The organism is Sinorhizobium fredii NGR234 (genome assembly GCF_000018545.1).
Taxonomy (GTDB): Bacteria; Pseudomonadota; Alphaproteobacteria; order Rhizobiales; family Rhizobiaceae; genus Sinorhizobium; species Sinorhizobium fredii_A.
Window position 1 is genome coordinate 2903966 of sequence record NC_012587.1, and the last position, 19333, is coordinate 2923298.

General features: G+C 63.9%; 20 protein-coding genes and 1 other RNA gene. 6 read left to right on the forward strand and 15 right to left on the reverse strand.

All coding sequences use genetic code 11. The features are described from left to right. Position 1 precedes the first annotated feature (1 nt). Entirely contained in the window at positions 2-454 is a 453-nt protein-coding gene (gene ybgC / locus NGR_RS25080; protein WP_012709289.1) for a tol-pal system-associated acyl-CoA thioesterase, read from the reverse strand. Positions 455-580: 126 nt separating this feature from the next. On the opposite strand from ybgC, the gene NGR_RS25085 reads away from it, so the two are divergent. The 3 genes from NGR_RS25085 to NGR_RS25095 are packed head-to-tail and all read left to right on the forward strand — an operon-like array spanning position 581 to position 3659. After that, a complete protein-coding gene (locus tag NGR_RS25085; protein ID WP_012709290.1) occupies positions 581-1801 on the forward strand; it encodes an NAD-dependent epimerase/dehydratase family protein in 1221 nt (406 codons plus the stop codon). Further along, entirely contained in the window at positions 1798-2661 is an 864-nt protein-coding gene (locus NGR_RS25090; protein WP_012709291.1) for a glycosyltransferase, read from the forward strand. Before NGR_RS25085 ends, NGR_RS25090 begins: the two co-directional genes overlap by 4 nt. Then, positions 2658-3659: an NAD-dependent epimerase/dehydratase family protein gene (locus NGR_RS25095; RefSeq protein WP_012709292.1), complete on the forward strand. Its 1002-nt coding sequence runs from the start codon at positions 2658-2660 to the stop codon at positions 3657-3659. Before NGR_RS25090 ends, NGR_RS25095 begins: the two co-directional genes overlap by 4 nt. 80 nt (positions 3660-3739) lie before the next feature. Here NGR_RS25095 and NGR_RS25100 read toward each other — a convergent pair whose 3' ends face one another. From NGR_RS25100 to ruvC, 4 genes are all read right to left on the reverse strand, one after another. After that, positions 3740-4642, reverse strand: coding sequence for a metallophosphoesterase (locus tag NGR_RS25100; RefSeq protein ID WP_012709293.1), 903 nt, complete (start codon positions 4640-4642; stop codon positions 3740-3742). A 1-nt stretch (position 4643) separates the two neighbouring features. Continuing rightward, positions 4644-5684, reverse strand: a complete 1041-nt coding sequence (gene ruvB / locus NGR_RS25105; protein ID WP_164924484.1) for a Holliday junction branch migration DNA helicase RuvB — start codon at positions 5682-5684, stop codon at positions 4644-4646. 154 nt (positions 5685-5838) lie between these two features. Further along, entirely contained in the window at positions 5839-6456 is a 618-nt protein-coding gene (gene ruvA / locus NGR_RS25110; protein WP_012709295.1) for a Holliday junction branch migration protein RuvA, read from the reverse strand. Between the two features lie 247 nt (positions 6457-6703). Further along, entirely contained in the window at positions 6704-7216 is a 513-nt protein-coding gene (gene ruvC / locus NGR_RS25115) for a crossover junction endodeoxyribonuclease RuvC (protein ID WP_012709296.1), read from the reverse strand. A gap of 168 nt (positions 7217-7384) precedes the next feature. On the opposite strand from ruvC, the gene NGR_RS25120 reads away from it, so the two are divergent. Next, on the forward strand, positions 7385-8383 hold the full coding sequence (locus tag NGR_RS25120; protein WP_012709297.1) for an LLM class flavin-dependent oxidoreductase: 999 nt from the start codon (positions 7385-7387) through the stop codon (positions 8381-8383). 244 nt (positions 8384-8627) lie between these two features. Here the strand turns inward: NGR_RS25120 and NGR_RS25125 are convergent, their stop codons facing one another. The 6 genes from NGR_RS25125 to NGR_RS25150 all read right to left on the reverse strand — a co-directional run bounded on the left by NGR_RS25125 (position 8628) and on the right by NGR_RS25150 (position 16624). Continuing rightward, positions 8628-9374 (reverse strand): YebC/PmpR family DNA-binding transcriptional regulator, encoded by a 747-nt coding sequence (locus NGR_RS25125; protein WP_012709298.1) that lies wholly within the window; start codon positions 9372-9374, stop codon positions 8628-8630. Positions 9375-9517: 143 nt separating this feature from the next. Beyond that, entirely contained in the window at positions 9518-10357 is an 840-nt protein-coding gene (locus NGR_RS25130; RefSeq protein ID WP_012709299.1) for an MBL fold metallo-hydrolase, read from the reverse strand. 174 nt (positions 10358-10531) lie between these two features. Continuing rightward, positions 10532-13708: an efflux RND transporter permease subunit gene (locus NGR_RS25135; RefSeq protein WP_012709300.1), complete on the reverse strand. Its 3177-nt coding sequence runs from the start codon at positions 13706-13708 to the stop codon at positions 10532-10534. Next, the gene (locus NGR_RS25140; RefSeq protein WP_012709301.1) at positions 13705-14862 is read right to left on the reverse strand and encodes an efflux RND transporter periplasmic adaptor subunit; all 1158 of its coding nucleotides are present in this window, start codon (positions 14860-14862) and stop codon (positions 13705-13707) included. Before NGR_RS25140 ends, NGR_RS25135 begins: the two co-directional genes overlap by 4 nt. 350 nt (positions 14863-15212) lie before the next feature. Continuing rightward, positions 15213-16037: a TIGR00282 family metallophosphoesterase gene (locus tag NGR_RS25145; RefSeq protein WP_012709302.1), complete on the reverse strand. Its 825-nt coding sequence runs from the start codon at positions 16035-16037 to the stop codon at positions 15213-15215. Between the two features lie 5 nt (positions 16038-16042). Then, positions 16043-16624 (reverse strand): 5-formyltetrahydrofolate cyclo-ligase, encoded by a 582-nt coding sequence (locus NGR_RS25150; protein ID WP_012709303.1) that lies wholly within the window; start codon positions 16622-16624, stop codon positions 16043-16045. 267 nt (positions 16625-16891) lie between these two features. Here NGR_RS25150 and NGR_RS25155 point away from each other — a divergent pair, with 267 nt between their 5' ends. Beyond that, positions 16892-17101, forward strand: coding sequence for a transcriptional regulator (locus NGR_RS25155; protein WP_164924485.1), 210 nt, complete (start codon positions 16892-16894; stop codon positions 17099-17101). Here the strand turns inward: NGR_RS25155 and NGR_RS25160 are convergent. Beyond that, positions 17096-17320 (reverse strand): hypothetical protein, encoded by a 225-nt coding sequence (locus tag NGR_RS25160; RefSeq protein WP_164924486.1) that lies wholly within the window; start codon positions 17318-17320, stop codon positions 17096-17098. The genes NGR_RS25155 and NGR_RS25160 overlap by 6 nt on opposite strands. Positions 17321-17423: 103 nt before the next feature. Here NGR_RS25160 and NGR_RS25165 point away from each other — a divergent pair, with 103 nt between their 5' ends. After that, positions 17424-18290 (forward strand): LysR family transcriptional regulator, encoded by an 867-nt coding sequence (locus tag NGR_RS25165; RefSeq protein ID WP_164924487.1) that lies wholly within the window; start codon positions 17424-17426, stop codon positions 18288-18290. Positions 18291-18299: 9 nt separating this feature from the next. Here NGR_RS25165 and ssrS read toward each other — a convergent pair. From ssrS to NGR_RS25180, 3 genes are all read right to left on the reverse strand, one after another. After that, positions 18300-18458, reverse strand: a non-coding RNA gene (ssrS, locus tag NGR_RS25170) — 6S RNA. A 96-nt stretch (positions 18459-18554) separates the two neighbouring features. Next, positions 18555-18932, reverse strand: a complete 378-nt coding sequence (locus NGR_RS25175) for a cell division protein ZapA (protein ID WP_012709306.1) — start codon at positions 18930-18932, stop codon at positions 18555-18557. Positions 18933-18944: 12 nt separating this feature from the next. Beyond that, positions 18945-19214, reverse strand: a complete 270-nt coding sequence (locus NGR_RS25180) for a DUF4164 domain-containing protein (protein WP_012709307.1) — start codon at positions 19212-19214, stop codon at positions 18945-18947. Between the last annotated feature and the right edge of the window lie 119 nt (positions 19215-19333).

Consider the following 19333-nt stretch of genomic DNA (forward strand, 5'->3'; position numbering starts at 1 on the left):
TTTAGGCCGCCCCTTGGGCCGCCAGGAACTTCGTCGCCAGCGCCTCCGGCAATCGGCGCGGACGCCCCTGCCCGTTGATGACAGCGATGATCACCTTGGCCGCGATCAGCAGCGCGCCGGCACGGCGGATCTCCTGCTGCAGCACCATCTTGGCACCGCCGGCCTTCTCGGTGGTCGTCTCGATCGTCAGTATGTCGTCCATGCGCGCCGGCGATTTGAAGTCGATCTCCATGCGGTGAACCACGAAAACCAGGCCTTCCGCATCGCTCTCGATGGCGAGCGACGCCTGCTCCACGCCGAGCAACCGCAGATAGTCGGTCCGGGCACGCTCCATGAAATGCAGGTAACGGGCATGGTAGACGACGCCGGAAAAATCGGTGTCTTCGTAATAGACCCGCTGGATCAAACGGTGGCCGGTCTCGGTCAGCTCGCCGGCAAGCGAAATCAGTGACATGGCATTCTCCGGGAGGATTTTTGCTTTTTCTGTGCAGGAACCAAAAGACATTTGCAAGCATTGCAGCTTTGTCACAATCCTATCCTATCAGGTCACCGTGTTCCTTCCCGATCAGGAGAATCGTGCATGAAGATCGCAATCCTCGGCGGCGATGGTTTTGTCGGCTGGCCCACCGCGTTGCATCTTTCCGATGCGGGCCACGACACCCACATTCTCGACAACCTCTCACGCCGCTGGATCGACACCGAGCTTGGCGTGCAGTCCTTGACCCCGATGGATTCCATCCAGGAGCGCACCCGTATCTGGCATGCAGAGACCGGCCGGCGCATCCATTTCAACCTGATCGACCTCGCCCGCGACTACGAGCTCCTGAAGAAATGGCTTGCCGAACATCGTCCCGACGCCATCGTGCATTTCGCCGAGCAGCGCGCCGCGCCCTATTCGATGAAGAGCGACCGCCACAAGAACTACACCGTCAACAACAACGTCAACGCCACGCATAACCTGCTGAACGCGCTGGTCGAGATCGACCTCGACGCCCATCTCGTGCATCTCGGCACCATGGGCGTCTACGGCTATTCGACGATCGGCGCGGCCATTCCGGAGGGCTACCTGCCGGTCGGGATCGAGACGACGGACGGCGAGACGGTCAGCCAGGAGATCCTCTACCCGTCCAATCCGGGCTCGATCTACCACATGACCAAGTGCCTCGATCAGTTGCTCTTCCAGTTCTACGCGAAGAACGATGGGCTTCGGATCACCGACCTGCACCAGGGCATCGTCTGGGGAACCCACACGGAGCAGACGCGCCGGCATCAGCAGCTCATCAACCGCTTCGACTATGATGGCGACTACGGCACGGTGTTGAACCGCTTCCTGATCCAGGCGGCGATCGGCTATCCGCTGACGGTTCACGGCAGCGGCGGCCAGACCCGCGCCTTCATCCACATCCAGGATTCGGTCCGCTGCATCGAGCTGGCGCTGACGAATCCGCCGGCACGCGGCGGCCGGGTCGAGATCTTCAATCAGATGACCGAGACGCACCGCATCCGCGACCTGGCCGAGATGATCGCGCGGATGACCGGATCGGAGATCGCCTGGCTGCCGAACCCGCGCAAGGAAGCGGCCGAAAACGATCTCGTCGTGCACAACGAAAAATTCCTGGCGCTCGGTCTCGACCCGATCCGGCTCGAAGACGGGCTGCTTTCGGAGATCGTCGACGTCGCGAAGAAGTTCGCCTACCGCGTCGACCGCTCGCGGGTGCCGGCCGTTTCCGCCTGGACGAAGGACATCGCCTCCGTGATCAACCATGATCCGGAGGGCAAGCGGCTGAAATCCGTCTCATGAGTGGCGCGGTCGCCAATCCGGAGGAATTCAGCCCGTCATCTCCGGCGGCCGCTCACCAGGCCTTCGTGACGCTCGTCACTAACGCCGACTACGCGCTCGGCGCGCGCGCCTTGGTACGGTCGATCCGCCTGACGCGGACCCCGGCCGATATCGTCGTGCTCTACACCGGCGGGGTGGATGCCGCCGCTCTCCAGCCGCTCGTCGAATTCGACTGTCGCCTGATCGAAACCGAACTGCTGCCTCTTTCCGATGAATTCAACGCCCGGCACGCGCGCCGCAACGTCCACGAGAAGGCGCCCTTCACCAAGGGCCGGAAACCCGACTTCCACTCTCCGCTCGACAATTTCTGCAAGCTCCGCCTCTGGCAGCTCGTCGAATACGAGTGCTGCGTCTTCATCGACGCCGACGCGATCGTGCTGCGCAACATAGACAAGCTCTTTTCCTATCCGGAGTTTTCCGCCGCGCCGAACGTCTATGAGAGCCTCGCCGACTTCCATCGGCTGAATTCCGGCGTCTTCGTCGCAAAACCGTCGCTCGAAACCTTCGGGAACATGCTTGCGGTCCTCGACGCGCCGGATGCCTTCTGGCCGCGCACCGACCAGACCCTCCTGCAGAGCTACTTCCCTGACTGGCACGGGCTGCCGGTAACGATGAACATGCTGCAATATGTCTGGTTCAACCTGCCCGAGCTCTGGGACTGGCGGTCGATCGGCGTGCTTCACTATCAATATGAGAAGCCGTGGGAGAAGGACCATCCGCGCGCCGAAGCGCTGCGCCCGCTGATCGACCTCTGGTTCGCCTACCTCGCGGGCGATGATATCCCTGACGTCGCAACCCTTGCCAATCCGGCTCAATCATGACGCGCGTCCTTGTCTCCGGCGGCACCGGTTTTGTCGGACGCTTCATCGTCGAGCATCTGCTTCAACGAGGCTACAAGGTCGCGGTCGGCGGCCGCTCTGAGCCGCCGGCAGGCTTCTTCACGCAGCCGGTCACCTACGTGCCGCTTCGGCTCGATCCGGACGCCGACCAGGTCGCCGCCTTCGACAATGTCTGCTATTTCGTCCATGCCGCCTTCGAGCATGTCGAGGGCAAGTATCGCGGCGGCGAAGGCACCGACCCGGAGGGCTTTCGTCGCGCCAACGTCGATGGGTCGGTCCGCCTGTTCGAGGAGGCCCGCACCGCCGGCGTGCGCCGCTGCGTCTTCCTGTCGAGCCGTGCCGTCTACGGCGAAACGCCGTCAACTATCCTTCACGAAAACACGCCCACGCAGCCAGATACGCTCTATGGCGTGGTGAAGCTTGCCGCCGAAGATGCACTGGAATCAATGACCGCCCCTGACTTCGTCACCACCAGCCTGCGGGTCACCGGCGCCTACGGACCGGCCGGACCGGGCCGGACACACAAATGGAGCGGGTTGTTCGCCGACTATTTGGCCGGCCGGCCTGTCCAGCCGCGTGTCGGCACCGAAGTATATGGAGATGACATCGCCGCGTCGGTACGCCTGATGCTCGAAAACGATCCGGCAAAGGTTTCCGGACAGGTTTTCAACGTTTCTGACGTGCTGACTGGAAATCGCGACATTCTCTCCGTCCTTCAGGTGGCAACCGATTGCCCCAATCCTCTCCCGCCGGCTGCGGAAGCGAAGGAGTTCAAGGAGATGTCGACCGAGAAGCTGCGCGCGCTCGGCTGGTTGCCCGGCGGACGCGAACGGCTGGCGGCGACGATCAGGGAACTGGCGGGGGCCGGAGCGCAATGTAATGTGTCAGAACCGCATACGCCGGTGACTGCCCCTCTCCTCGGGTTTAACCCGAGGACTAGCCCTCTCCCCGCACGCGGGGAGAGGGGACCGGGAGCGTGACGCGAGTCCCTTCTCCCCATCGGAATGGGGAGAAGGTGCCGGCAGGCGGATGAGGGGCAATCGGGCAAATCTCATCACGACTATCCAAGATCCACCACGACAATCTCCGGCGGCACGCCGAAACGAACAGGCGCGATCGAGCAGCCAAGCCCGCCCGAGACGATCAGATTGCGCTCCTCCTCGACGATATGGCCATAGGCATAGCGGTCGCCGAAGCGCGACGGCACGACCGGTGAGTGGCCGATGAAGCGGACCTGCCCGCCGTGGGTATGGCCGGAAAGCGTCAGCGAGACCCGCGGCGGTACCCTCGGGAAGATGTCGGGCTCATGCGCAAGCAGGATGACGGGCGCCTCGTCGGTAACCTGCGCCAGTGTCCCGTCGAGGTCGTCGAGCCCGCCCATGGCGCTACGCTTCCATTTCTTGCCGGGCAGCAGTGCAAGCTGGTCCTCGAGGCCGGCGATCCAGAAGCCCAGACCATCCTTCTCGAAGCGCAAGGCGCGGTTGCTGTAGACCGGGATGCCGACCTCCGCCAAGGCGCGATGGCCGAAGGTGTCGCCGCCGCCGTTCTTCTGGGCGGTCCTGTCCTCCCACCAGTCGTGGTTGCCCATGATCGCGTGGATGCCGAGCGGCGCCTTCAGCGTCGACAGCGCCTTCGACCACTCGGCCGAATGGACGTAGCGCGTCACCAGGTTCATGCCCGAGGCATAATCGCCGAGAAGCACCGTGACGTCGCCGCCCAGCTCGTTGGCACGCTCGCAGATGGACGCAATACGCCGTGCCGACATCCAGGGCTCGCAGGCATGCAGGTCGGCGAGAGCGACGACGCGCAGCCTGAGGCCGGGCGTCCAGCCGGGCGGCGTCAGGCTGTAGTGCGCAATCCTCAGGCGCGCCAGCGGCTCGACCGCAAAGGCATAGCCGCCAAGCGCCATGGCGCTCGCGAAACCACTGCCGAGAACCTGCAGGAAGCCGCGGCGGGTGATCATCTCAGTCGTCCTCGAGCGTCAGCCGGAACTGGGCCGCCTCGACATCCTTCGGCGGATTGAGGCCGAGATGTTTCCAGGCATTGGCGGTCAGGACACGGCCGCGCGGCGTACGCTGGATGAAGCCCTGCTGGATCAGATAGGGCTCGATGATGTCCTCGATCGCATCGCGCGGCTCGGAAAGCCCGGCCGCGATCGTCTCGATGCCGACCGGTCCGCCGCCGAAATTCTGCGCGATCATGAACAGGTAGCGGCGGTCAAGCTGGTCGAGCCCCATGCTGTCGACGAGCAGCCGGGTCAGCGCCTCGTCGGCGATCTGCCGGGTCACCGCCTCGGCGCGAGCCACCTCTGCGAAGTCGCGCACCCGCCGCAACAGGCGGCCGGCGATGCGCGGCGTGCCGCGGGCCCGCCGGGCGATTTCGCGCGCGCCCTCGTCGGTCATGCCGAGCCCCATCAGCCGCGCACCGCGCCGGACGATCAGTTCCAGTTCCTCGACCGTGTAGAAATTGAGCCGTACGGGGATGCCGAAGCGATCGCGCAGCGGTGTCGTCAAGAGGCCGAGACGCGTCGTCGCCGCCACCAGCGTGAATTTGGCGAGGTCGATCTTTACCGAACGCGCTGCCGGCCCCTCACCGATGATCAGGTCGAGCTGGAAATCCTCCATCGCCGGATAGAGGATTTCCTCGACCGCCGGGTTCAGCCGGTGGATTTCGTCGATGAACAGCACGTCGCGTTCTTCGAGATTGGTGAGCAGCGCCGCCAGATCGCCGGCCTTGGCGATCACCGGGCCCGACGTCGAACGGAAATTGACGCCGAGTTCCTTCGCCATGATCTGCGCGAGCGTCGTCTTGCCGAGACCGGGCGGGCCGACGAAGAGCACATGGTCGAGCGCCTCGCCGCGATTGCGCGCCGCCTCGATGAAGATCTTGAGATTGGCGCGTGCCTCCGCCTGACCGGTAAACTCGTCGAGCGACTGCGGGCGCAGTGTCGCATCGAGATCTTCGCCCCGCTTCTCCGGCGCAATCAGGCGTGCGGCTTCAGTCATCTCAAACATCCATTGCGGGGTGGATCGCGCGGCTGTTCAACGCCGCTGTGCGCATCTCAACCTTAGTGCGAGCGCGGCAGTCAATCCAGTGCGATCGGTTCACGAACCCCCTCACTCCAATTCCATTGTGGCTGCAGAAAGGCTTGGCCACCCCTCAGCGCGCCAGTTCCTTTAGCCCAAGGCGGATCAATTTGGCGCTGTCGCCCCCCTCGCCGCCATTCTTCAGCGCTGCTGCCACGGCGTTTGCCGCCTGGTCGCGCGAATAGCCGAGATTGGTAAGCGCCGAGACCGCGTCGGAAACCGGTGCCGCGGCGACCCCCTCGCCCAATTCCTGCTTGAGGCCGATCGACGCGGACATCTCGCCGGCAAAGGCCGGCGCCTTGTTCTTCAGCTCCGTGACGATACGCACCGCCACCTTGGGACCGACGCCCGGAGCGCGCGCCACCGACGTCTTGTCCTGCAGCGCGATGGCATTGGCGAGTTCGCCGGGCGTCAGCGTCGTAAGCAACGCCAGCGCCACCTTGGAGCCCACCCCCTGGACGGTTTGCAGCAGGCGGAACCATTCCCGCTCAAGCGCCGACAGGAAGCCGAAGAGCCTCAACTGGTCTTCGCGAACATAGGTCTCGATGAAGAGCACGGCCGCCTCGCCGGCCGAGCCAAGCTTGGCGAGCGTGCGCGCCGAGCAATAGGCGACATAACCGACCCCGTGCACGTCGAGGACGACAAAGTCCTCGCCGATCTCGTCAATGGTGCCCTTGAGTTTGCCGATCATCTGGCTTCCGTCTTTCTGCTTTCATTCCCTTGGAGGTTGCGTTCCGCGCACCCCCTCTGGCCTGCCGGCCATCTCCCCCACAAGGGGGGAGAAGAGAGGTTGCACGATCCGCGCCTCCACGGCAGCGTCCTGTTTCCTGAAACGTTTCGGTCGGAGCCCGGGGCCAACCGCACATATTCTCCCCCCTTGTGGGGGAGATGGCCGGCAGGCCAGAGGGGGTTAGGCCTCGTCACCATTCTGATCTCCACTACCCGGCTAACGCCGCGAGGCGGCTCGTTACCGCCTGGCGGTTATGCGCATGGCAGATGGCAATCGCAAGCGCGTCGGCCGCGTCATTGCCCTTGAACTCGGCCTTCGGCATCAGCACCTTCAGCATCATGTGGATCTGCTGCTTCTCGCCGTGGCCGACGCCGATCACCGCCTTCTTCACCGCGTTCGGTGCATATTCGGCGACCCGAAGGCCGGCGCGCGCCGGAACGAGCATGGCGATGCCGCGCGCCTGGCCGAGCTTCAACGTCGCCGTCGCATCCTTGTTGACGAAGGTCTGCTCCACGGCCGCCTCGTGCGGCTGGTAGCCGTGCACCACCTCGGCGAGCCCGTCGTGCAACTGGCAGAGGCGCGAGGCAAGGTCCATCTCGCCATCGGAGGTCACGGTACCCGAAGCGACGAAGCGCAGCGAATTGCCGAGCGTTTCGATGATGCCCCAGCCGGTGCGCCTCAGGCCCGGATCGATGCCGATGATGCGAATCGTAGTCTGCATGGCTCACCCTATGTCGGTCGACGGGACGCTGCCAGCAAAAAGTGAACAAAACAAAAACATTACACAGAAACGACGAACCTTCGAATAAATCGGCCGGCTGGCCCTTGGCGTAAGGAAACTTGAACCTACATTGCGATCAATCAATTTCCCTTAACCACAGGCGTTGCCATGATCCCCTTTTCCGTTCTCGACCTGTCACCGATCACCGAGGGCGGCAGCGTCGCCCAATCGCTGCAAAACTCGCGCCGGTTGGCGGTTGCGGCGGAGGAAAATGGCTACAAGCGCTTCTGGCTGGCCGAGCATCACGGCATGACGGGAATTGCCAGCGCCGCGACGTCGATCGTCATCTCGCATGTGGCCTCGGCGACGAAAACCATCCGGGTCGGCTCCGGCGGCATCATGCTTCCCAACCATTCGCCGCTGGTCATCGCCGAGCAATTCGGCACGCTCGCGGCGCTCTACCCCGGCCGCATCGATCTCGGCCTCGGCCGCGCGCCTGGCACCGACATGCGAACCGCACAGGCGCTCCGCCGCAACATGGAAACGAGCTCCAACAATTTCCCGAACGATGTGGTGGAACTGCAGGCGTTGCTCGGCCCGATCAGCGAAGACCAGAAGATCGTCGCGGTTCCCGGGGCCGATTCGAATGTGCCGATCTGGCTGCTCGGCTCCAGCCATTTCAGCGCCCATCTCGCCGGCATGCTCGGCCTTCCCTTCGCCTTCGCCTCGCACTTCGCGCCGGACATGCTGCTCTCGGCGCTGGAGATCTACCGGGAGCGCTTCACGCCGTCGGCGCAGCTCGACAGGCCGCATGTGATGGTCGGCGTGATGGGGGTTGCCGCCGATACGGACGACGAGGCGAACCATCTCTTCACTTCGATGCAGCAATCCTTCGTGGCGCTTCGCCGCAATGCGCGCGGCCGCTTCCCGCCACCGGTCCAGTCCATGGACGGCCTGTGGGCCCCGGACGAGAAGATCTTCGTCGACCACGCCATGCGCTATGCGGTCGTCGGCGGCCCGGAAAGCATCCGCAAAAAGATTGCCTCCTTCGTCGATCTCACCAAGGCCGACGAACTGATCGTCTCCATGCCGATCTTCGACATGGACAAGCGACTGCATTCGCTGGAGCTGTTTGCCAAGGCGCAGAGGGCGCTGATGGCGGCCTGACTGCAAAAGATGGCACCCCCCTCTGCCCTGCCGGGCATCTCCCCCACAAGGGGGGAGATCGGCCAGAGGCAAGGCTCTGCCTGTCAATGAGTTTGCGAATGCCGACGAGACTAACTTTCACGTTGCGGCTGAATAGAATAGCAATTGGTTGAGCGGGACATCGCTGCTTGCCGATCTCCCCCCTTGTGGGGGAGATGCCCGGCAGGGCAGAGGGGGGTCACACCGCGTGCCCGAGCACCGGACCTCAGGCCGAGAGCTTCGCCAGCACTTCCTCGGAGACTTCGAAGTTCGAATAGACGTTCTGGACGTCGTCGTCGTCTTCGAGGTTGTCGATGAGCTTCATCAGCGACTGGGCCTTTTCCTCGTCGACCGGCACGGTGTTCTGCGGCTTCCAGATCGCCTTGACGGTTTCGGCTTCGCCGAGCACGCCTTCGAGCGCTTTCGAAACGTCGCCGATTTCTTCGAAACCGCAGAGGATCGTGTGGCCGTCCTCGTCCGTCGTCACGTCGTCGGCACCCGATTCGATCGCCGCTTCCATCACCTTGTCGGCGTCGCCGGCGGAGAGCGTGTAGGTGATTTCGCCGACGCGATCGAAGGAGAAGGAGACCGAACCGGTTTCGCCGAGCGCGCCGCCCGCCTTGGTGAACATCGAGCGGACGTTGGAGGCGGTGCGGTTGCGGTTGTCGGTCAGCGCCTCGACGATGACGGCGACGCCGCCCGGGCCATAGCCTTCGTAGCGGACTTCCTCGTAGTTCTCCGCATCGCCGCCGGCAGCCTTCTTGACGGCGCGCTCGATATTGTCCTTCGGCATCGACTGCGCCTTGGCGTTCTGGATCGCCAGTCGCAGGCGCGGGTTCATCGCCGGGTCGGGCATGCCGGACTTCGCCGCGACGGTGATTTCGCGCGCGAGCTTGGAAAACATTTTGGAACGTACCGCATCCTGACGGCCCTTGCGGTGCATGATGTTCTTGAACTGTGAATGGCCAGCCATGACGCCCTCTGCATGCATGAATTTATTGGGATGGGGCGCCTTATAGTTTCATTGCCGCTTTTCGTCCAGCAGGGGCCGTCTTTTCGGCGCGCGGAAATCGGCGCACCTTGAGCTCCGTGATGGAGCTCCGGAACGGTCAGATGTCACACGCCCTGAAGGACGTGGATCAGCGGCTTGCTCGGCAGCGTGCGCAGGGAAACGCTGATGCTCGGACCGGTGGCGAAGCTCTTGTCGTAGTCGTCGCCGAACATCGCCAGGAAATCTCCGATCGGCGGGCCGCGCCGGTGCATGGGCAGGATCAGCGCGGCGCGCAACCGCGAGGTGACGCGGCTCATGCTTTCCGCGCCCATGGTCAGGCCGCCGTCGACCGGCACCATCAAGACGTCGAGCCGGCCGATCTGCCGGTAATGGCTGTCGTCAAGCTCGTGATGCAAATGGCCGAGATGGCCGATGCAGAGGCCGGCGACCTCGAAGATGAAGATCGAATTGCCGTCGGGCTCCATGCCCTCGAAGCCGGCGCGGATGTCGGTCGTCACGTTGCGGATATAGGTGTCGCCGACGACGAGGTCATAGTCGGCCGGCTCACCATCCTCGCCCCAACCATGCAACACGTAGCGGATCGCCGGATCGGGCGTCAGCGTGTAATGGCTCGAATGGGCCTTGTTCATCGTCACGACGGTCGGCGGCGTCGTCGGCCGGAACCAGCCGTTGTAGTCGGTGGCGATCGAGATGCCGCCAGGCGTCTCGATCAGGAAGGTCGAATGGCCGAGATAGGCGATGGTGACTTCGCCATCGGCGGCTGCCGCGGCGGGCGCGACCTCAGGCGCCGCGTAGCTGGCGAAGCTTGCCTTCGGCATGGCTTCGGCGATCGCCTGGCACTGGCTGATCGGGGCGGATGCATCCTGCGCATGGGCCGGCTCGGGCCAAAGCGTATGGATGAACCAGATGGCGACGAGCGCGTAGGCAAGGTAACGCACCAGCATCCTTCACCTCTCAGGCGCGGTTTCAGGGCGGGACGAGGAGCAGCCCATGCGGCCTTCCTCCCGTATTCCCCTTCAACGACCAGGATCGGCCCGCAGGATCATTCAAGCCCGCCGCGCCGTCCATAAACAAACGGCCGCCCGCCGCTCACAATCGTGTCATTGCACCGGTTCCGGCTACTCCGCCGGCGCGCCTGCGGCCTTTGGCAACGCCGCAGGCTTGCGGCGGAGTGAGCGCAGCGTCACGTAGAAGACCGGGGTCAGGAACAGCCCGAGGAAAGTGACGCCCAGCATGCCGGAGAACACCGCCGTGCCGAGAGACTGACGCATTTCGGCGCCGGGGCCGGTGGCGATCACCAGCGGAACCACGCCGAGAATGAAGGCAAAGGCGGTCATCAGGATCGGACGGAGCCGCAGCCGGCTTGCCTCGATCGCCGCCTCGATCGGCGTCTTGCCCTCCTCCTCGCCCTGGCGCGCGAATTCGACGATCAGGATCGCGTTCTTCGCCGCCAGGCCAATCAGCACGATGAGGCCGATCTGCGTCAGTACGTTGTTGTCCATGCCCCGGAGCGACACGCCCAAAAGGGCTGCGAGAACGGCGAGCGGCACGATCAGGATGATCGCCAGCGGCAGCACCCAGCTCTCATACTGGGCGGCCAGCGCCAGGAAGACGAAGATCACCGAGAGTGCGAAGATGAACGCGGCCGTGTTGCCGGTCTGCCGCTCCTGGAAGGCAAGCTCGGTCCATTCGAAGGTGGTCCCCTGCGGCAGGATCTGCGCGGCGAGCGCCTCCATCTTGTCGAGCGCCGTACCGGTCGCCACACCGGGCGCCGGATTGCCTTGGAGCGGCACGGAGACATACATGTTGTAGCGCTGCACGAGCGCAGGCCCGCTCGTATCGCGGATCTCGACCAGCGTACCGAGCGGCACCAGCGCCCCCGACGCGGAACGCACCTTCAGCGCAAGAATGTCGTCGCGCTCGACGCGATATTGCTGGTCGGCCTGGGCGCGCACCTGGTAGACGCGGCCGAACGCATTGAAATCGTTGACGTAGGACGTTCCGAGATTGATCGACAGCGTCTCGAAGATGTTCGGGATCGGCACGTTCAGGGCTCGTGCCTTGTCGCGGTCGATCGCCAGGAAGAACTGTGGGCTCGAGGCCGAGAAGGTGGTGAAGACGCCCGTCAGTCCTTCGGTCTGGTTGGCCGCCCCCATCATCTGGAATGCGAGTCCGAGGACGCGGCGCATATCGGCGCTCTGGCGGTCCATGATCTGCATCTTGAAGCCGCCCGAATTGCCGATGCCGCGCACCGACGGCGGCGGCACGGCGATGATGAAGGCCTCCTGGATGCTCTGCATCGCGCCGAAGAGCTGGCCGATGATCTGCGTGGCGTTTTGGCCGTGTTCGAGCCGCTCCTCGAAACTGTCGAAGGGCGTGAAGATCACGCCCGAGTTCGAGGCGTTGGTGAAGGTCGCCCCGTTGAAGCCGGCAAAGGCGACGGCGTCCCTCACCCCCGGAACTTCGCGGATCATCGCCGATGCCCGCTGGACGACGGCATCCGTCCGCTCGAGCGAGGCGCCGTCGGGAAGCTGGATGACGACGATCGCGTAGCCCTGGTCCATCGTCGGGATGAAGCCGCGCGGCACGACCTGCGCCATATACCAGGTGGCCCCGAGCAGGGCGACGAAGACAACGAGGGCGGCGACCAACGCAACGCGCGTCTGGACAAGGCGGCGCACCGTCCAGGCATAGCCGTCGGCCATCCGGTCGAAACCGTTGTTGAAGCCGTTGGCCAGCGCCCGGCCGAAACGGGTGACGGGATTGCGGCTTTCGTGTTCGTGGTCATCGTGGGGGCGTAGAAGGATTGCCGCAAGCGCCGGCGACAAGGTCAGTGAATTGATGGCGGAGATCACCGTCGCCACCGCGATCGTCACGGCGAACTGCAGGTAGAACTGGCCGGAAATACCCGGAATGAAGGCGGTCGGCACGAAGACGGCGGTGAGAACGAGCGAGATGGCAATGACCGCCGCACCCACCTCGTCCATGGTCACATGCGCCGCCTCCCGCGGTGTCATGCCGCGCGCCAGATTGCGCTCGACATTCTCGACGACGACGATCGCATCGTCGACCACGATGCCGATCGCCAGCACCAGCCCGAAGAGGGTCAGCATGTTGAGCGAAAAGCCGAAGGCGAAGAGCAGCGCGAAAGTGCCGATCAGCGAAACGGGAATAGCGACGATCGGAATGATCGCCGTGCGCCAGGACTGCAGGAAGACGATGACCACCAGCGCGACGAGGATCACCGCCTCGCCGATCGTCATATAGACCTCGTCGATGGACTCCGAGATGAATTCGGTCGGATTGTAGATGATCCGATGTTCGAGTCCCTCGGGAAAGTCCTTGGCAAGGTCGGTCATCGTCGCCTGGATCGCGTCCGCCGCCGCAAGCGCATTGGTGCCGGGGCGCGAGAAGATGCCGAGCGCGACGGCCGGGCTGCCGTTCAGATAGCTGTTTGTCACATACTCGCGCGCCCCGAGCTCGACGCGGGCGACGTCCTGCAACTGGACGAGCCTGCCATCCTGGGTGGCCTTGACGATCACATAGCGAAATTGCCGGGCGTCGCTGAAGCGGCCGTCGGTGGTGACGGTGTATTGAAAGGCCGTGTCGCCCGACATCGGCGGACCGCCGATCGAGCCGCCGGAGACCTGGACGTTCTGCTGGCGCAACGCCTCGACGACGTCGCCGGACGTCATGCCGTAGGCGGAGAGCTTCTGCGGGTCGAGCCAGACACGAAGCGCGTATTCACGCTCGCCGAACAGGATGACGTCGCCGACGCCGTCGAGCCGGACAAGCAGGTCGCGAATGCGGGTGCGCGCATAATTGGAGACATAGAGCTGGTCGTAGCGGTCGTTCGGCGACAAGAGGTGAACGACCATCATCAGGTCGGGAGAGCTCTTGGTCGTGGTGACCCCGATGCGCCGGACGTCCTCCGGCAGACGCGGCTCGGCAATCGAGACGCGGTTCTGCACGAGAACCTGCGCCTGGTCGAGGTCCGTGCCGAGCTTGAAGGTGATCGTCAGCGACATCGAGCCGTCGGCGGTCGAGTAGGAGGACATGTAGAGCATGTTCTCGACGCCGTTGATTTCCTGTTCGAGCGGCGTTGCGACCGTATTGGCGACGGTCTCCGCATCCGCTCCCGGATAGGAGGCCCTGACGACGATGGTGGGCGGTGCGATTTCCGGATATTGCGCCACCGGCAGCTGGAAATAGGCGATGCCGCCGACGATCAGGAGGACGATCGACAGAACCGAAGCGAAGATCGGCCGGTCGACGAAGAAATGCGCAAATCTCATTGGCCATTCTCCGCCGATTGCGGCGCGTCCTGCGGCAGCACGACGAGTTCCGGCTTCACCTTGACGCCGGGCCGCGCGCGCATGATGCCGTTGACGATGATCGTCTCCTCTCCGGTCAGGCCGCTGCGGATGACCCGGTAGCCATGCAGCCGCGGCCCGAGGCGCACGGGCTTGGTCGCGACGCTTCCGTCCTCGCCCACCACATAGACGACGCGTTCGTTCTGGTCGGCGGCGATTGCCTCATCGGGGATGAGGATCGCCTGGTAGGTGTTCGACCCCTCGACCTCGACGCGCCCGAAAAGGCCCGGCTGCAGAGTGAAGTTCGGGTTGGAGAAGCGGGCGCGCAGGCGCATCGTACCCGTCTGGGTGTCGACCCTGTTCTCGGAAAAGTCGAGCTTTCCCTCGAAGGGCGGTTCCGTGGCGTCGGCGATCGTCACCAGCACCGAGAGCGCGCCGGCGCCCTCCTGCAGGGCGCTGCCGCGTTCGCGGGCGGTGCGCGCATAGGAAAGCAGGCGCCGCTCGTCCACGTCGAAATAGAAATCGATCGGATCGAGCGAGACAATCGTCGTCAACACCGTCTCGTCCGCCTGAACAAGGTTTCCCGGCGATATCCAGCGCCGGTCGACGCGGCCGCTGAGCGGCGCGGTGATCGTGGTGTATTCCAGATCGAGCCGAGCCCGATCGACGGCCGCCTCGGCGCCGCGAATATTCGCTTGCGCGGCGAGCAGGGCGCGGCGGTCGTCGTCGAGCTTGGAAATCGAAAGCGTGCCGGTGCCGGTCAGGGACTCGGTTCGCTTGAACTGCGCTTCGGCGAAGCCGAGCGTCGACTGTGCCGAGGCAAGCGACGCCTCCGCCTGTGAAAGGGCCAGGCGGAAGGGCCGCTGGTCGATGACGAAGAGCTTGTCGCCCTTGTTCACCAAGGCGCCGTCGGTAAAGAACACCTGGTCCAGATAGCCGCCGACACGCGAACGGACGGAAACCTCGTCCACCGCCTGGAACCGGCCGATGAACTCATCGGCATCGATGACGTCCCGCACCACCGGCTTGGCGACGGTCACCGCCGGCAGTTGCGCGTCCTGCGCCCCTGCCGGTGCCGACATGAGAAGGGAGATGGAAATGCCGGCGATCGCCGGCAGACGCCACTTTCGCAACATGCACGCTCTCCAGGCACTTGAACATCAAGATCGCCCGGCGCGGGTTGGATTGATCCAGTTGCCGTGGCGACAGTCTCGAACCCGGGGCATTCGCCTCCGGGTAGCGCCAGAGCGGGGAAGAAGAAAGTGCGTACGCGGATTTCCCGCACGCATTCGCTCTGGCTTCTAGATCGACATGGGAACTTGCGAATAGCGGCCGCTCGATACGGCTCTGATTTTGCGCGCTAACCTGCCACCATTTTCAACGCCTGTCACTGAAAAAAGCATGTCCGCATCAGCGACTGAAAAAGGCCCTGCGCCGCTTCGCACGGGCTTACCCGACAGGCAAATCGGCCGAAGACAGGCGTCGCCTAGGACCAGAAGTCCGGGATCGTTTCGCCGAGCCGGGGGCCGAGCCGGAGCGGCGCGATCTTCTCGGCCAGACCCGTGCGGTCGGAGACCTCGACGCCGACGCCGCAGATCGTGGCAGGACCGGAGGCCGCCTCGAACCGGCCCTTGGGCATCTTCGAGATGAAACGGTTGAGCGGCTCTTCCTTGTCCATTCCGAGCGAGGAATCGTAGTCGCCGCACATGCCGGCGTCGCTGATATAGCCGGTGCCGCCGTTCAGGATCTGATGATCGGCGGTCGGCACATGGGTATGCGTGCCGACCACGAGGCTGGCGCGTCCGTCGACGAAATGGCCGAAGCACTGCTTCTCGCTCGTCGCCTCGGCGTGGAAGTCGAAGACGACCGCATCGGCCTGTTCTCCAAGCGGGCAGGCCTCGAGGATCGCCTCGGCGCATTTGAACGGGTCATCGAGCTCCGGATGCATGAACACCCGGCCCATGACGTTGGCGACCAGCACACGAGCGCCGTTGCGGGCGAAGAACAGGTTGGAGCCGCGCCCCGGCGTGCCGGCCGGATAGTTGGCCGGTCGCAGGAACTGGTCGTGCCGCTCGCAGAAGACGACGGCCTCTTTCTGGTCCCAGACATGATTGCCGGTCGTCACCACGTCGGCGCCGGCGGCGATCGTCTCCAGGAAGATGTCCTCGGTGATGCCGAAGCCGCCCGCAGCGTTCTCGCCGTTGACGACGACGAAGTCGAGCTTCAGATCGCTCACCAGTCCCGGGAGGCGCTCCCAGACCGCCGTGCGGCCAGTCTTGCCAACCATATCTCCCAGAAACAGAAGTCGCATGCCGTTCAATCCCGCTCGAAGTGTCGAAAACCGCTCTCGGTCAACACGGCATCCAATGCCACGTCATGCGGTTCCGCCGGCACTGATGCCACTTCCTGGCAGTCGAATGCAATCCCGATCAGGCGCGGCATGTGGCCTTTGCTGCGCAAACGGTCGATGGCGCGGTCATAATAACCGGCACCGTAACCGATACGGTGGCCGACCGCATCGAAGGCGGACAGCGGTACCAGCATGATATCCGGGTCGAGCTGCGGTGCCTCCGGTCCCGGACCGGTCGTGCCGAACCCGGTCGAAACGACCGCCACGCCATCGGCGAGTTCGCGAAATACGATGGTCCTCTTGTCAAGGATCACCGGCAGGCAAAGCCGCGCGCCGCGGTCCTTGAGCCGTACCATCAGCGGCCGGATGTCCGCCTCCGAACGGATCGGCCAGAAGCCGGACACGACATGGCCGGGATCAAGCGCGATGATGTCGGCGGCATGATCCGCCATGGCAAGGCTCGCCTCGATCCGCGCTTCGGCCGGCATCGCGTCGCGCATCGCCAGACGCTCGTTGCGTAACGCGGCCTTCAAGTTCTTCGGTGACATCAAGCGTCCTTTCCGGCAAACCATTCTCGGGCAACGAGGTAGTGCAGATCGCAGGCGAACTGAACCCGTGTCTCCGTCGCTTTTGCAATATTTCGCGACAGTCCTCCACCCTTCCCATATCGAAACAGCATTAACGTGGCCTTCACCTTTTGCCACGGTTCGGCTTCGCCAGGCGCGCCGCGCGTGTAATTAGCGTCATGTTTTCAAATGATTGGAGAGTTGCGATCCGGCGATTTGCCGGAGGCTCTCAAAGGATAGGCCGTGTCCATGACGGACAGGATCGACCAGCTCGGCCCTCTTGAACTGCGCTGCCTCTCGCTTGCAGCGCGTGGTCGGACCCGCTTGGATATGATGCGTGAAACCGACATTCCGATGGAACGGATCGATCAGGCTCTGGAAACGGCAATACGCAAGCTCAAGGCGAGCAATCTTGCCGAAGCCGTTTTCCGTGCTGCCAGGCTTGACCTTCTCTCATAGCATCCAGTGTGAATGCCGGACCGGGTCCGGCCACCAGCCCTCCAGCGGACGCTCGACATCGGCGAGGCCCGCGTCGTCGATGAGATGCGGATCGCACCGATCGATGACCCGCGTCCAATAGATCTCGATCGCATAGCGCAACCGGAACCGTACAACGGCCGCCCTCAACGGGGAGCTCTGCCGGGGTGTCGGAGATGCAGGCACGACCAGTACAGGCATGACGGGCCTCGAGAAGATGGAACAACCCCATCTTCCGCCTTTCATTGACATGAGACAAACGAATTGCGAACATGGCTATCATCAGATTTTCTTATGTCGAACCATGTCCCTTCCGCTCGACAGCGACCTCCTCAGAACCTTCCTCGCAGTTGCCGAGACCGGCAACCTGACACGCGCTGCCGATGCGGTTCGACGCACGCAATCGGCCGTCAGCATGCAGATCAAGAAGCTCGAGGACCTGCTCGGCTTCCCGCTGTTCGAGCGTCATTCGCGCGGCGTCGTGCTGACCGCCGAGGGCCGGCGCCTCGTCGACAATGCGCGGCGGATCGTGGCGCTGCTCGACGACACCGCGGCGGCGCTGCGCCAGCCCGCTCTGCGGGGCTCCGTCCGCATCGGCATATCGGAGGAATACATCAACTCGACCCTGCCAAAAGCACTCGGCGCCTTCGCCGCAATCCACCCGAGCGTCGAGGTGACGGTGCAGCAGGGGCATTCGATGTCCAACCTGACATCGCTCGAAGCCGGCGAGATCGACATCGCCGTCGTCTTCGAGCCGGGCGGCCGGACCAGGAACGAAGTCCTGATGGTCGACCCTACGGTGTGGTCAACCTCCGACCAGCACGCCACGCATGAACGGCGACCGGTACCGATCGCCACCTACACCCACTATGAAGGCGGCTGGTGCGACGACCTGGCGATGCGCAGCCTGAAGAAGCGCGGCATAGCGAGCCGCGTCGCCTATGTCAGCCGCACCAGCAGCGGCCTGATCGCTGCGGTCGTCTCGGGTCTCGCCATCGCCCCGATGTCGCGCAGCGCCATACCCGCCGGCTGCCGCGAACTGACCGAAGACGACGGCTTCGGCGTCATCGACATGTCGAACGTCGTGTTGCGCACCAAGCCGGACCATCGCTCCCCGACGATCGACGCGATGGCCGACGCCATTCGCCGCGCCTTTCGGGGTACTGAGTGAAAAGGAAGAGTGCGATCCACGACGACCGGTGGATAGTTTACGATCCCGGGTGCCTACAAAGTAGGTGGGCACCGTGTGTCCAGACCCACGGGTCCGGACAGGGACAGTTCCCTTGAGATCGTGTATGGCCCCGGGGATTGTGGTTCCTGTCGGGAAGCGCAGACCGCCGGGCAGATATAGAACGTCCTGACCGCTTTCGCCAGAGCGGGTTCTGCGGAAAAATGCGCTGAAATCGACAATTCGAAATCCGGGAGGCCGGAAACCTCAATTTGCCGGGGCGACCGGGCGGCCGTTGAGCTTGGCGGTGATATCCTGGATCTGCGCCGTGACCTCCGTCAAGGCCGCGGCAAGCGCCTCCTCGCCTCTCGCCTGGTCGGAAAGGTTTGTGTCTCGACTGTTCCTAAGGTTGCCGACCTCGGCCTCGAGGTTCTTCAGCCGCCGATTGACCTCGCTCAGCTCGTCCATGACCATGATGCCCGCCATCACCGTCAGCCGCAGGTCGCCGATTTCGCCGAACTGTGCCTTCAGATGGCCGACATATTGATCGAACCGGGCGGCGAGGTCGCTCAAGTGATCCTCCTGCCCCTCCTCGCAGGCCATGCGGTAGGCCTTGCCGTCGATCGTCACCGTCACCTGTGCCATGCTTCAAGAACCTCAGCGATCCAGCACTGCCCGAATGGTTTCCATCGCCGTCACCAGACGACGGGACACTTCGCGATTGACCTCTTCCAGTCTATTGGCCCGGAACTGCGACTGGTCGAGTTCCTGCGCCAGCCGCGACCGGTCCGTATTGACCCGGCGCACCTCGCCCTCGAACTCGCTCACGTCCTTTTCCTTGTCAAAGCGGCCGTCGATCGCGATTTCAAGAGACTGAACCGCGTTTCGCAATTCCTCGATCGCCGCATTGACCGTCTTTGCAGGCATCTCTTTCGAAACCTCTCCGGAGGGTGAGATAGGTCGATTACCCTCTCATTGCCCTAAACAAGGTGCAGGCCGATCCAACGTCTGTTGCTTGAACGTGTCTCGCTCCGCGCTCCGAATCG

Coding starts and splice junctions, on each gene's coding strand:
- NGR_RS25135 (WP_012709300.1), bottom strand. CDS start 13,708: ATGAGATTTGCGCATTTCTTCGTCGACCGGCCGATCTTCGCTTCGGTT.
- NGR_RS25145 (WP_012709302.1), bottom strand. CDS start 16,037: ATGCGACTTCTGTTTCTGGGAGATATGGTTGGCAAGACTGGCCGCACG.
- ruvC (WP_012709296.1), bottom strand. CDS start 7,216: ATGCAGACTACGATTCGCATCATCGGCATCGATCCGGGCCTGAGGCGC.
- NGR_RS25155 (WP_164924485.1), top strand. CDS start 16,892: ATGACGGACAGGATCGACCAGCTCGGCCCTCTTGAACTGCGCTGCCTC.
- NGR_RS25150 (WP_012709303.1), bottom strand. CDS start 16,624: ATGTCACCGAAGAACTTGAAGGCCGCGTTACGCAACGAGCGTCTGGCG.
- ybgC (WP_012709289.1), bottom strand. CDS start 454: ATGTCACTGATTTCGCTTGCCGGCGAGCTGACCGAGACCGGCCACCGT.
- NGR_RS25100 (WP_012709293.1), bottom strand. CDS start 4,642: ATGATCACCCGCCGCGGCTTCCTGCAGGTTCTCGGCAGTGGTTTCGCG.
- NGR_RS25125 (WP_012709298.1), bottom strand. CDS start 9,374: ATGGCTGGCCATTCACAGTTCAAGAACATCATGCACCGCAAGGGCCGT.
- NGR_RS25165 (WP_164924487.1), top strand. CDS start 17,424: ATGTCCCTTCCGCTCGACAGCGACCTCCTCAGAACCTTCCTCGCAGTT.
- NGR_RS25095 (WP_012709292.1), top strand. CDS start 2,658: ATGACGCGCGTCCTTGTCTCCGGCGGCACCGGTTTTGTCGGACGCTTC.
- NGR_RS25175 (WP_012709306.1), bottom strand. CDS start 18,932: ATGGCACAGGTGACGGTGACGATCGACGGCAAGGCCTACCGCATGGCC.
- NGR_RS25130 (WP_012709299.1), bottom strand. CDS start 10,357: ATGCTGGTGCGTTACCTTGCCTACGCGCTCGTCGCCATCTGGTTCATC.
- NGR_RS25085 (WP_012709290.1), top strand. CDS start 581: ATGAAGATCGCAATCCTCGGCGGCGATGGTTTTGTCGGCTGGCCCACC.
- NGR_RS25160 (WP_164924486.1), bottom strand. CDS start 17,320: ATGCCTGTACTGGTCGTGCCTGCATCTCCGACACCCCGGCAGAGCTCC.
- ruvA (WP_012709295.1), bottom strand. CDS start 6,456: ATGATCGGCAAACTCAAGGGCACCATTGACGAGATCGGCGAGGACTTT.
- NGR_RS25090 (WP_012709291.1), top strand. CDS start 1,798: ATGAGTGGCGCGGTCGCCAATCCGGAGGAATTCAGCCCGTCATCTCCG.
- NGR_RS25140 (WP_012709301.1), bottom strand. CDS start 14,862: ATGTTGCGAAAGTGGCGTCTGCCGGCGATCGCCGGCATTTCCATCTCC.
- ruvB (WP_164924484.1), bottom strand. CDS start 5,684: ATGACTGAAGCCGCACGCCTGATTGCGCCGGAGAAGCGGGGCGAAGAT.
- NGR_RS25180 (WP_012709307.1), bottom strand. CDS start 19,214: ATGCCTGCAAAGACGGTCAATGCGGCGATCGAGGAATTGCGAAACGCG.
- NGR_RS25120 (WP_012709297.1), top strand. CDS start 7,385: ATGATCCCCTTTTCCGTTCTCGACCTGTCACCGATCACCGAGGGCGGC.